Below are 12,929 nucleotides of genomic sequence, written 5' to 3'. Positions count from 1 at the left end.
TACTACATCGGACTATGCTGATCATAGACGGGGTTACTGATGAAACGTTAGAATGCCACTACTTTAATAATCTTCAATAATATTTATGACCGACGCTGATATTGAGCTACAACACCTTTGGTTAGAAGTCCAAGCCGAACGCTGGCAAAGCCTGCCACGCTTTTTATTCAGTTACTACTGCTACAAGCACAACCTTGTCAGTAAAACCAACAAAGTTTGCTGGGAGACGGCACGTGCAAACCTGCCCGCTTCAACATCAATAAAAGAGCGAAAAAAGGCGGTGGTTGAACCGTTAGTCCCTGAGAAAACCGTCGTTGGGTTATTGAAAACCATCAGCAAAGATGGGGAAATGACGTTTGACGTGATGGTAACCACACTTAGTACGTTTTTGCACTATGTTGTGATTAGCAAGGAAGAAAAAGCGCAACTTAAATCAAACATGCCAGCTAGTTGGTATCAGCAATCGAACAAGTCGCCTTTGGCACGTTTCGAGCAAGCTGGCATTGAGCTACAAGAGTGATATGTCAGTCATCGCTGACGACAAACACAAAAGAAAAGCGCCTACAATAAGGCGCCTTTGGTCAAAAATTGAGGTGCCCCTAAACAAAAGTGCATAGTGACCAACAAAGAAAAAGTCTGGTTATTCTTGAATGCCCCGAATGCGTATATTACGTCTACGCAAAACTTCTAATGTCACGAGCAAACACACCGACATAAAAATCAACAACGTAGCGACCGCCAATATGGTCGGACTAATTTGCTCTCGAATTCCTGACCACATCTGCCTCGGAACGGTTTTTTGTTCTGCCCCAGTCAGGAATAACGCCACTACAACCTCGTCGAACGAGGTGCCAAAAGCAAACAAGCCGCCAGATACCATCCCTGGACGAATCAGCGGAAAGGTAATGTGTCTGAAAGTATAAACAGGGTTTGCGCCTAAGCTAGCCGCCGCTTTTACCAAGCTATGGTCAAAGCCGCTTAACGTCGCAGTAACGGTAATGACGACAAAAGGCGTACCTAACGCAGCGTGTGCCAAAATGACGCCTAAATAAGTTTGTGACAAGCCAAGGCGTGTGTAGAAAAAGTACATCGCAGCAGCAGAGATAATGACTGGTACGATCATGGGTGAGATCAACAGCGCCATAATCGTATTGCGAAAAGGCAAATTACTACTGGCTAAACCTAACGCCGCCAGAGTTCCTAGCCCTGTTGCAACGAGTGTCGCCATAAAAGCAATGAACGTGCTGTTTTTCAGCGCCAACAGCCACTGTTCACTAGTAAACATTTCTTGATACCAGCGAGTAGAATACGCTGTCGAATCAAGGTTTAGCATCCCCTCGGTAAAAGTAAAGTAAGGAGTTGCATTAAACGATAACGGGATGATGGTCAGAATTGGAGCGATTAAAAAGAACAGCACCAACCCACAAAAAACTAAGTAACCTGCGTAAGCGACTCGCTCTACTTTTGATGCATAGTTTGGTAATGCCATGGTTATCCCCCTACCTTAAGGTTATTAATGCCAACCACACGGTTGAACATATAAAACAGAACCAGTACAACGAACAAAAGCAGTCCACCCAATGCGCCAGCCATCCCCCAGTTCAGTGATGTCTGCATATGATAGGCAATCATATTGGATATCACCTGTCCGCTTCTTCCACCAACCAAAGCGGGCGTAATGTAGAAACCAATAGAAAGAATGAAAGTGAGCAAGGCCCCCGCACCTATCCCCGGTAACGTAAGCGGCATATAAACTTTGATGAACGCAATGAAAGGCGTCGCGCCTAGAGAACGAGCAGCACGGAAATAAGTTGGGCTAATTCCTTTCATTACGCTATACAGAGGCAGGATCATAAACGGCAACAGAATGTGAACCATAGACACCACCGTTCCGAAGGTATTGTGAATCATCTGAATTCGCTCGGAAGTAAAACCCGACCAAATAAGGAGATCATTAATGACCCCTTGGTTTTGCAGCAGAACAATCCAAGACGTGGTTCTGACTAATAATGACGTCCAAAATGGCAGCAGCACAATGATTAAAAGTAAGTTCGCGCGCTTATCAGGTAAATTGGCAAGCAGGTAAGCAACGGGGTAGGCCATCACCAAACAAATTAAGGTGATTGAAATAGACATCCAAAAAGTTTTAAAGAAAAGGTCGACGTATATTTGGCGTTTTTCTGGTTGGGGCTCAATGTCTCCAAACTCATTCACTTGCCAGTCTAGAGCAGCAAGATAATGACTGAATGTTAATGCGCCACTAAGATTCTTAAACGCCGCCCAATATTTAGGATTAGCCCATCGCTTATCCAGCTTAACCAGCTGTGTCACCGAGCTCGGCAGCGACGCCAAACGAGACAACTTTCTACCTGTTTTCATCAATAAGCTGCGCATACCAGACACTTCAATATTCATTCGGCTGGCTATTTTCGGTAGCTCTTTGCTTTGATAAAGCGCAAGTACTTCAACAGAGAATGCCTCAATGACTTCTTGATGAGGCTGACCTTGATAATCCCAACTTTCTAAGGCTTGAATAGTTTGTGGTAGTGACAGGGATATTTCTCGGTTATCCACGCTTCGATAAAGCATATCGAGGATAGGAAAAGCAAACGTAAGCAGAATAAAACACACCAATGGCGTTGTGAGCATAATGGAGCGAAGCTTTATTCGGCGCTCCGCCTTTTGCAGCTGCGCTTTCAGATTGGTTTCTTGCTGATGAACTTGACGTTCGACTTCCAATACAGAATCTAATGCGGTTAGCTCTCGACTCATGCTGCTACCTCGCTACTTTGAGTTTGTGTCCCATCAAGAGCATGGCAATCGTCACTTTGCCAACCAATACGACAAATTGAGCCAGGCGTTAACTGCAAGTGTTTACGATTATCGTTAGGTACTTTAACGATGAAGTGACCAACGCTCTCTACTTCGACGACCAAACGATAATGATCACCGTGATAAATCAATTCTCGTAGGACGCCCGATACTTGGTTCTCACAAGACGCTTTTTCTGGTTGAATAACAATCTTTTCTGGTCGAATGGAAAGTGTTGTTCTCTGCCCTTGCTCAGAGACTCTGACAGGTTTCGCAGTAAATAGCTCTTTCCCAACGAGCACTTGGCAATACTTTCCGTTCCACTCTTTGACTAAACCTGAGAGTTGGTTGTTTTCTCCGATAAACTGCGCAACAAACGTATTACTCGGAGATTCATAAAGCTCGGTTGGTGTCGCGAGTTGTTGCACTTCGCCGTGATTAAAAACCGCAATACGGTCGGACATAGTGAGAGCTTCGTCTTGATCGTGCGTCACATACAAAATGGTGATGCCAAGCTTTTCATGCAAATGTTTAATTTCCATCTGCATTTTCTCACGCAGCTGCTTATCTAACGCGCCTAGTGGTTCATCCATCAAAACGAGTTTAGGCTCAAACACTAATGCTCGCGCTAACGCGACACGCTGTTGTTGACCACCTGATAACTGCTTTGGGTATCGAGTCGCAACATGCTCAAGCTCGACCATCTCTAATACACTCTGAACTTTGCTTTGAATCGTGTCACTGTCGAGTTTTCGCACCTTTAAAGGAAACGCAAGATTCTCAGCAATGGTCATATGTGGAAACAACGCATAGTTTTGAAACACCATACCAATATCGCGCTTGTGCGGCGCGAGATGATTGACAGGAACGCCATCGATATAAATGTCTCCACCGGTCGCAGTTTCAAAGCCTGCTAGCATCATCAAGCAAGTGGTCTTGCCCGATCCTGACGGCCCCAACATAGTAACAAACTCTCCAGGAGCAATATCTAAGTTGAAGTCTTTTACCACCAAATTCGTGCCATCGTAGGTTTTCTTAACGTGTTGAAAGCTGACATAGTCCTTGTTTTCCGTGCTCATGACTTCCCTCTTCTCATTTTTTGAATATTACGAATGAGTAGAGCGTCAGTTAACGCTCTACTAAACCGCACAATTACAGATTGTATTTGGATAGGTCTAAGCGGGTTTCTAACGCATGTTCAACCATTTGAATGACTTGTTGACGCTCTTCACCTTGTAAAAGTTGGCGTGGCGCACGAACTTGTTCAGATCCACGTCCGCAGACTTGCTCGGCCAATTTTATGCACTGAACCAGCGTAGGAATGGTGTCTAAACGCAGTAGCGGTAAGAACCAACGGTAGATTTCTAACGCTTCAGCATAACGACCTTGGCTTGCCAGTTTATAAATCGCGACGGACTCTTCTGGGAATGCGTTGGTTAAACCAGAAATCCAGCCGGTCGCACCTAGCATCAGTGATTCAAGAGCGATGTCATCAACACCACTGAACACGGTAAAGCGGTCATCAAATTTATTGTAAAGCTCGGTGATACGACGAGTATCAGTGGTCGACTCTTTGATAGCTACAATACTTTCAAACTCAGCCAGTTTCGCCATGATATCGAGGTTTACATCGACACCATAAGCAACCGGGTTGTTGTAAATCATGATTGGCATTTCTGGCGTTGCTTCTGCTAGCGTGCGGTAATATTCGAACGTTTCGCTCTCAGACGTGCGGTAAACCATGGCAGGCATCACCATACAACCATCGATACCAATTTTGTACGCATCCTGCATGTAATCAACAGCTGCTGTGGTAATAGACTCTGCTGTACCAGCAATCAAAGGCACACGGCCATTTACGACTTCTTTTGCCGCTTGCAAGACCTGGCGTTTCTCCTCCGGGTACAACGCGCAGTTCTCACCGACAGTACCCAAGCAGATAATGCCATTCACACCATCTTTAATTTGGTTATCTATAACAGTTTGCGTTGCGTCTAAGTCGATTGACTGATCTTGACGAAATTGCGTACTGACCGCCGGATAAACACCTTTCCAATCAATTTTCATGAACTACTTTCCTTATATGTATATTGTATGCAATTTAAATGAACGAGCGAAAATGCTCAGACCTGGCTATCTATGCCATTTTCTAACAACACCGCCTTTACAGCGGCCAAATCAGCCAAAGCACTGCCAACTGATTTGTATAAAGTAATGACCTCATCGTTTTGACGTCCTGAGATTTGTTGGGCGCAAAGCTGCGGTAATTCCCCTTTGATATCGTCTGACGTGAACACGCCCTCTTGAATTGGAATGAGAAGATCGCCCGCTTCGGCTAATACGTTAATGCGGCTATCAACATACACCTGTGCTCGTTGCACTGCTTCGGAGTCGCATTCACGCTTATCCAAGTCATGATTACCGACCAAATCAATATGGGTGCCCGGCTGCACGTCCGCGCCATTAAACAAAGGCTCAGCTGATGCGGTAATACAGCTGATGATATCAACGTGTTTGATAACGTGGTCCACATTTTCTACGACTGAAACGCGAAACCGACGCTCATCAGGAAGCGACTGATACTCTGAAGATGACACAATGGCATCTACCGTCGCCTCGGCTTTGTCTGAGTTGCGCCCCCAAATGTAAACCTGCTTAAGTGGGCGAACCGCAGCGTATGCCCACGCAAAATAAGGCGCAAGATTGCCCGTTCCGCAGATCAACAGACGATCAGCATTGGGGCGCGCTAAATAGTCCGCTGCCAACGCAGAAGCTGCGGCGGTGCGCCAAAACGTTAAAACTTTACCGTCTACGAGTGCGATCGGCTCACCATCGTTTCGTCTAAAAACAAGCAGCTTAGATGCAAGCGTATCTTTGCCGTGCTCAGGGTTATGCGGGAAATACGTAAAGGCTTTCACCGCAATCAACTCCTGGTTCCAAGCTGGAAGTAGCGCAAACGCCTCGTATTCTCCCTCTTCTAAGGGCATGACTCGGCGTTGAGGTATTGTTGCTGGCCGCGAGTACATTTCACGCATCGTTTCAATAAGAGACTCCATTGTTAAACATTGCGCGACTTGCTGTGCTTCGATGACTTTCATCATTTCTCCGAAAACATAAATACAGTTGAGGAAAAGTATGGAACCTCGCTTATGGATGAAAACTCGGCCCCACACATAAATTAACGCCTAGTTAAGCAGCCAGGTATTGAACTCTTCATTTAGTTCATCCGCGTAGTCTGACCACCATTCATCGTTAATCAGGAAGGCGGTTTGGAAGTTTTGAGGTGCGGTAGGAAGGTTCGCTAAAATGTCTGGGTTCACCTCCGCCGAAGACGATTTACGCGTAGGCCCATAGGCAACGTACTTAGCTTGATCAGCTAATGGTTTTGTTCCTGAAGAAAAAGCGATGAAGTCCAATGCAAGCTTTGTGTTCTCACTACCTTTAGGTATTGCCCATCCATTCATGTAACCCATTTGACGGTCCCATATAATCCGAAATGGTTGACCTTCATCTTTACGGGCATTGTGAATTCGGCCGTTAAACGCCGAGGCGATCACCACTTCTTTGTCTGCAAGCATTTGAGGTGGTTGGGCACCGGTTGTCCACCACAGTACTTCTGATTTGATCGTATCCAACTTAGCAAAAGCACGCTCGCGCCCCGCTTCGGTTTCGAGCAGGCTGTAGACCTCTTCTGGCTTTACACCATCAGCCAATAGTGCCCACTCAAGATTGCCCTGAGGTTGTTTTTGCAATGCACGTCGACCTGGAAAAGTTTTTAGGTCAAAGAGATCGGTCAACTTGCTAGGCAAAGCCTTACCTTTAAACGCGTCTTCGTTCACCGCTAATACTGTGGACACAACGATGGTATTGATTGCGCACTCGTGAATCGCACCATCAATGAAATCCTCTTGTGCTGGTGTTCCATCTGCGCCCGGAGGCAAAATACTTGGGCTCACTGGTTCTAATAGCCCTTCTGCACAACCACGAACAATGTCCGGCTTGTCGAGAGAAACCAAATCCCAGCGCACGTTGTTCGCTTCCACCTGCGCTTTAATTTCGGCTAATCCGCCGCTGAAATCCTCGGATACGATCTCTACACCTGTTTTTTTAATGAAAGGCTTGTGATATGCCTCCACTTGGCTCTTGGTGAATGCACCACCCCAAGATACGACCGTCAATTTGTCTTCAGCATAAGCAGAGGTCCCCAACAGCATTCCTGAAATCAACAGCGCCAATGGTGCTTTGGTCATTCGTGACATGTTTTACTCCTTTTGGTTGTTTTTCTGGAGGCATCCGAGTACGGCTGTTGGACACCAGTTTTGTTAAAATTAAGTTAACATTAGCATTTAATATATTTTATACAATATTTAATATTAAATTTTTCAGGCAAATCGTTGTAGTGAAAAAGGTGAAAGATCAATCGATGTCGGCTTTCCTTCGATAAGCTCTAAAAGGAGATCTGCCGTAATCGCCGCTTGAGTTAATCCAAGGTGTTGGTGGCCAAATGCCAGTAATACATTTCCATCCCAAATGCTATCAATAACCGGTAACGAGTCGACTGTTGAAGGCCGATTCCCCATCCACTTTTCTCCTTGCTTGAGTGGATGTAACCCCGATTCAAACATCTCATCACCTAACTGAAAAAGCATTTCTGAACGTTTCATATTGGGTGGTGACTCTACATCGGCATACTCAACAGTGCCTGCCAAGCGTAACCCACCAGACATCGGAGTCATGATGAATTTTCTATCGGCAGAGCTAATAGGAAATGGCAATACATCACGCTTGTCATCCACCATTAGGTGATAACCACGCTCGGCTTGAATAGGCACTTTGACTCCGGTTAGTTGCCGTATCAAAGGCTTAGAATGTACACCAGCGGCAACAATGATTCGGTCAAATGAATGAGTTTGAGACTCAACCAGCACATCGCCATTTTTCGCCAACGCAGATACACCTTTTTGTAAAACCTTACCGCCAAGAACTTCAAAGGCTTCACTTAGCTCAGCACAGAGCTGATAAGGGTCTAGCGTATGACCTGTTTCGGGAAAAAAGACTCCGACACGAACCTTATGGCTGAGATCAGGTATCCGCTCTCGAATCTCCTCTTGTGTCCAAACTTGATACGTCACACCGTTTTTAACCAGTGAGTTAAGCGTGCTTTGATAATTCTGAAACAGTTTCTCGTTTTCAAAAGTGAGCAATGAACCATTCATTTTTATTAGATGTGCTTTTCCGATTGAATCAAGCACGTCACGCCAACTTGCCACTGACCGCTCGTTAAGACTCTTAATCGCGTTTTTTGCCCGCTCCGCGGCTGATGGCTTTGTTTGTAATAGAAAACGAATCATCCACCCGATTGTGTTTGGAATATCTTGCCAACGGATCGAAACCGGACTTTTGGAATCTAGCAGCATTTTAGGTAATTGTGGAAGCAGCGCTGGCGTTGCAAGAGGGAAGATTTGCTCAGTCGCGATATGACCTGCATTTCCTTTAGAGCATCCATTCCCCACGCCATTGGGATCAAAAATCGTGACTTGATAACCTTGCTGCTGCAACTTCAATCCAATTGATAAGCCAATAATCCCCGCACCTATCACGGCGATCTTTTCCTTTTTGGTTTCATCCTTGACCAACATAAATATGCTCCGAGTCACACTTGAAAACGTAGATTGTATACAATATATTTTACATTACGTTAACATCACTATTGTTTAATTCAACCATTTTTTCAGCAAGGAGCGAAAAATGAGACAAGGAACTTTTTTCTGTATTGATGCCCACACCTGCGGCAACCCAGTTAGGCTGGTAGCAGGCGGTGTGCCTCCACTCGAAGGCAATACCATGAGCGAAAAGCGCCAATACTTTCTTGAGCATTATGATTGGATTCGTCAGGCACTCATGTTTGAGCCTCGCGGACACTCAATGATGTCGGGGTCAGTTGTCTTGCCTCCTTGCAGCGATAACGCAGACGCTTCAATTCTGTTTATTGAAACCAGTGGCTGCTTACCAATGTGTGGCCACGGCACCATCGGAACCGTCACTACCGCTATCGAGAATCGCCTTATCACTCCCAAAAAAGAAGGTCGTTTGATACTTGATGTCCCAGCAGGACAAATCGAAGTGCACTACCAAACAAAAGGTGACAAGGTCACGTCGGTAAAGATATTTAACGTACCAGCTTACCTTGCCCACCAAGACGTAACCGTGGACATAGAGGGCTTAGGTGAGCTCACTGTCGATGTTGCTTATGGCGGAAACTATTACGTAATCGTCGATCCTCAAGAAAACTACGCCGGACTTGAACACTACTCTCCAGATGAAATTTTGATGCTTTCTCCAAAAGTTCGCGAAGCGGTATCTCGAGCGGTTGAGTGCGTACATCCAGAAGATCCAACAGTATGCAGTGTTTCTCATGTGCTATGGACCGGAGAGCCCACTCAAGAAAACGCCACCGCTCGAAATGCTGTGTTTTACGGCGACAAAGCGTTGGATCGTTCGCCATGTGGTACGGGAACAAGTGCACGTATGGCGCAATGGCATGCAAGAGGCAAACTCAATCAAGGGGAAGACTTTGTTCACGAAAGTATCATCGGCAGCCTATTTCAAGGACGTATAGAAAGCATTACCGAAGTGAATGGCAAAGCCGCTATTTTGCCAAGTATTGAAGGATGGGCACAAGTATACGGTCACAATACGATATGGGTAGACGATGAAGATCCATACGCGTACGGATTTGAAGTGAAGTAATAAGGATAGTAAGGAAGAATGATGAACTCACAAGAACCAACCACTTTTTACGCAGTCAACGCCTTTATTGGTGAGCCTCTACCTATAGCGTTTCCGGTACATGGAGAGCAAGAAGTTAATCAAGCCGCCTCAGCCGCCCAAAACGTTGCGCGTGAGTTTCGCCAACTAAGCAATGCAAAGCGAGCGAGCTTACTTTGCTCTATCGCCTCTGAATTGGAAGTGAAGAGTAAAGAAATCGTTGCTCGTGCTCATTTAGAAACTGCCCTTCCCGAAGCACGTTTAAGCGGTGAAATAGGACGTACCGCGAGCCAATTACGACTATTTGCCGAGGTTGTGAGATCGGGTAATCACCATCAAGCAATTTTCGATACGCCAAACCCAAACCGTCAACCACTGCCAAAACCAGATATTCGCCGTCAGCAAATCGCAATTGGCCCTGTCGCCGTGTTTGGTGCGTCTAATTTTCCGCTCGCATTTTCTACTGCAGGTGGCGATACGGCTTCGGCACTGGCTGCTGGCTGTCCTGTGATTGTAAAAGGCCATACAGCCCACCCAGGCACTAGTCAACTTGTTGCAGAGTGTGTTGAGGCTGCACTTGAGAAAGAGTGCTTACCGCAAGCCATCTTCACGCTATTGCAAGGTAACAAACGCGCACTTGGCCAAGCACTCGTTACCCATCCAAAAATTAAAGGGGTCGGGTTTACAGGCTCAGTCGGTGGTGGCCGTGCGCTGTTTAATCTAGCTCAGCAAAGACCAGAGCCAATCCCCTTCTATGGCGAACTAGGGGCGATTAACCCAACATTTATTCTCCCTTCAGCCATACGGGCAAACGCATCATTGGCTGAAGAATTTGTGGCTTCTATGACTTTGGGCTGTGGACAATTTTGTACAAAACCAGGCGTTGTATTTGTCTTGAATAGCCCAGAAACGCAAGCCTTTATCGAAACTGCTCAAGGGTTAATTCGACAACAATCAACGGCCACTTTGCTAACGCAAGGAATCCGAGAAACGTATGAATCCGAAGTGGATAAACGAGCTTCCGAGACAGGCATTAACACCACTCGTTCTGAACAAGCAGAAGCGACCAATGTCTCACCAGCACTGTTCGTGACGGACAGTAAAAACTGGCGTAAAAACCCGCAATGGGAGGAAGAAATATTTGGTCCTCAATCGTTAATCGTAACCTGTGAAGATTTCGATGACATGTTGAAACTGAGTGATTCACTGACTGGCTCGCTCACCGCGACCCTTCACGCTACCGCTGAAGACGAAGAACAAGCGAAACAACTGCTTCCAAGTTTGGAAGAAATCGCCGGACGCCTTGTATTCAACGGTTGGCCAACTGGCGTCGAGGTTGGTTACGCTATGGTTCATGGTGGACCATATCCTGCTTCAACCAATTCTGCCTCAACATCTGTTGGAGCGGAGGCTATTCATCGTTGGTTGCGCCCCGTAGCTTATCAAGCTTTGCCAGAATCTTTATTACCAGATTCATTAAAAGCGTCAAACCCACTGGGTATTCAACGCGCCATAGACGGCAGAGTGTCCCAATAAGCCCACCAAATGGCTCAAAAAGGCATCAACTGATGCCTTTTATTTCACTCTACTTCTCAAAACCTTCTTTCCTAGTTGGTTTGTGCCAGAAAAACAATAAACTACTAAAGTAAAATGGATTGGATACAATATTAATTTAACGGGAGACTTCAATGTCACAGAAACCTGTTTTTAAAACGCGCACTCAGCTCGTTGAGGAAGCAATTCGAACTCAGATCTTGAAGGGCGAGTTAAAAACTGGTCAACCTTTACGTCAAGATGCGTTAGCAAAAGAGTTTAATGTTAGCCGCATTCCTGTGCGTGAAGCGTTAGTTCAATTGGAAGCACAAGGACTCGTTAGCTTTGAACCTCACAAAGGTGCGACGGTCACTGAGCTATCTCCAGAGAAAATCAATGAGCTATTTGAACTGCGCGCTGTCGTGGAATGCCACATTTTAGAGCGTGCGATTCAAAATATGACAGACGCTGACCTTGAACGCGCGCGCGAAGTTCGCGAACGTTTCGAGTCTGTAGTGAACAGTGGCGACGAAGTAGAAGAATGGAGCAACTACAACTACGAATTCCATAAAGCCCTATATGCGCCAGCCAACATGCCTGAAACTATGGACGTCATTTACAGCCTGAACACAAAGTGTGACCGATACATACGCATGCAGCTATTGTTTACAACAGGCATTAAAAAGGCAGAAGAAGAGCACTTAAGCTTGTTTGAAATGTGCCAAAATCGCGATATAGAAGGCGCCAAGTACCTGCTGAAAAAACACATTCTAGAAGCAGGCACTGCGATTCGAAACCTGCTGCTTGAAAGGCAAAATATCAGCCAGTAAACGGAATAACGAATAAGGTGATATTCAAGGATGAATGTTGGACCAAAGTTTTTACTCGCAGCGCTACGAAAAAAGATTAAAGAAGAAGGGCTTTGCTATAATTCCTTGTCAGAGAAAAGTGGCATCCCTTTATCTAGTATAAAACGCCACCTACATAATCCAGCTTTAGGTTTGGATAAAGTACTTATTTATCTGAACTACCTGAACACCGATCTCATCGAACTCGCAACCTTAGCCAACGAGCTTCAGCACCAAAACGAGCAAATGCTAACAGATGAAGAGAGCGCCCTTTTCGTTGAGCATCCCTATTTACTTGATTTTATTTATATGCTGACTTCTCGCGATATTAAACCCCAAGAGATAGCCCAAACTTACGGACTTTCTGATACAAGCTTACGATTCTATTTGCGTATCGCGGAAATTCTAGGGTATGTGGAGAACTTCGGAGACGGCTTATTTTACCGTTCTGGTCGTCGATTTATTATGGAAGAAGGTACCGCATTGGACACCTTATTCAAAGAGCGATTTCAACAAGAGTCGCTTTCTCATAGCATCAACCCAGGTGTGTGTGTGGGTCGTATTAGGCTCACCGAAGAGCAAAAAGTGCAAATAGAGGACGAGCTTTGTAATAAATTAGCGAAACTCAACGCAGTTAACACTTCCAACAACGAAGGTGAACTAACAAATATATTAATGCGCTGCACTCCTGGCGCTCAGATATTTTTCGCAGATTACTTGCCTGATATTGATGGAAGGCTGTTAAAGCACGTCGCCCAATTGACTAAAATAAATTAAAACATCAGATTAAAAATTCACTCCAAACCTAGAATGCATCATTTATTCCTGCTAAATCTCTAATAAATAGAATTTCCCAGCCAAAAATTTACTTTCTATTTAGCAAACAACAATTAGTCGACTAAGAGAACCCTCCATTTCATCTTTGTTTTTTTCCTTATTATTACGTTGAAACTGCTAAGGAACTTAAGG

Annotated in this window: 12 protein-coding genes; 5 read left to right on the top strand and 7 right to left on the bottom strand. The window is 45.3% G+C overall.

Translation table 11 applies throughout. The annotated features are described in order from the left end of the window. Positions 1–85 precede the first annotated feature (85 nt). Positions 86–520 carry a hypothetical protein gene (locus tag LIX84_RS17490; protein ID WP_226421849.1) on the top strand — a complete coding sequence of 145 codons (435 nt, stop codon included), beginning with the start codon at positions 86–88 and terminating at the stop codon, positions 518–520. A gap of 120 nt (positions 521–640) precedes the next feature. Here the strand turns inward: LIX84_RS17490 and LIX84_RS17485 are convergent, their stop codons facing one another. From LIX84_RS17485 to LIX84_RS17455, 7 genes are all read right to left on the bottom strand, one after another. Next, a complete protein-coding gene (locus LIX84_RS17485; protein ID WP_226421848.1) occupies positions 641–1,489 on the bottom strand; it encodes an ABC transporter permease in 849 nt (282 codons plus the stop codon). Between the two features lie 2 nt (positions 1,490–1,491). Beyond that, positions 1,492–2,772, bottom strand: coding sequence for an ABC transporter permease (locus tag LIX84_RS17480; RefSeq protein ID WP_226421847.1), 1,281 nt, complete (start codon positions 2,770–2,772; stop codon positions 1,492–1,494). After that, the gene (locus LIX84_RS17475; protein ID WP_226421846.1) at positions 2,769–3,890 is read right to left on the bottom strand and encodes an ABC transporter ATP-binding protein; all 1,122 of its coding nucleotides are present in this window, start codon (positions 3,888–3,890) and stop codon (positions 2,769–2,771) included. Before LIX84_RS17475 ends, LIX84_RS17480 begins: the two co-directional genes overlap by 4 nt. Positions 3,891–3,963: 73 nt before the next feature. Next, complete coding sequence (locus LIX84_RS17470; RefSeq protein ID WP_005377851.1) at positions 3,964–4,878, bottom strand: dihydrodipicolinate synthase family protein; 915 nt, start codon at positions 4,876–4,878, stop codon at positions 3,964–3,966. A 56-nt stretch (positions 4,879–4,934) separates the two neighbouring features. Continuing rightward, positions 4,935–5,909, bottom strand: a complete 975-nt coding sequence (locus LIX84_RS17465) for an ornithine cyclodeaminase family protein (protein WP_226421877.1) — start codon at positions 5,907–5,909, stop codon at positions 4,935–4,937. 87 nt (positions 5,910–5,996) lie between these two features. Beyond that, entirely contained in the window at positions 5,997–7,070 is a 1,074-nt protein-coding gene (locus tag LIX84_RS17460) for a polyamine ABC transporter substrate-binding protein (RefSeq protein ID WP_017633955.1), read from the bottom strand. 123 nt (positions 7,071–7,193) lie between these two features. Continuing rightward, on the bottom strand, positions 7,194–8,450 hold the full coding sequence (locus LIX84_RS17455) for an NAD(P)/FAD-dependent oxidoreductase (RefSeq protein ID WP_226421845.1): 1,257 nt from the start codon (positions 8,448–8,450) through the stop codon (positions 7,194–7,196). Between the two features lie 109 nt (positions 8,451–8,559). On the opposite strand from LIX84_RS17455, the gene LIX84_RS17450 reads away from it, so the two are divergent. The 4 genes from LIX84_RS17450 to LIX84_RS17435 all read left to right on the top strand — a co-directional run bounded on the left by LIX84_RS17450 (position 8,560) and on the right by LIX84_RS17435 (position 12,737). After that, entirely contained in the window at positions 8,560–9,561 is a 1,002-nt protein-coding gene (locus tag LIX84_RS17450) for a 4-hydroxyproline epimerase (protein ID WP_226421844.1), read from the top strand. 21 nt (positions 9,562–9,582) lie between these two features. Then, positions 9,583–11,115, top strand: coding sequence for an aldehyde dehydrogenase (NADP(+)) (locus LIX84_RS17445; protein WP_226421876.1), 1,533 nt, complete (start codon positions 9,583–9,585; stop codon positions 11,113–11,115). A 152-nt stretch (positions 11,116–11,267) separates the two neighbouring features. Next, the gene (locus LIX84_RS17440) at positions 11,268–11,942 is read left to right on the top strand and encodes a GntR family transcriptional regulator (protein ID WP_005393513.1); all 675 of its coding nucleotides are present in this window, start codon (positions 11,268–11,270) and stop codon (positions 11,940–11,942) included. A 30-nt stretch (positions 11,943–11,972) separates the two neighbouring features. Next, entirely contained in the window at positions 11,973–12,737 is a 765-nt protein-coding gene (locus LIX84_RS17435; RefSeq protein ID WP_226421843.1) for a transcriptional regulator, read from the top strand. Positions 12,738–12,929: the final 192 nt, after the last annotated feature.

Origin of the sequence: Vibrio sp. E14, from assembly GCF_020515785.1 — a bacterium.
GTDB lineage: Bacteria > Pseudomonadota > Gammaproteobacteria > Enterobacterales > Vibrionaceae > Vibrio > Vibrio diabolicus.
This window is presented reverse-complemented; position numbering and strand designations above follow the sequence as displayed.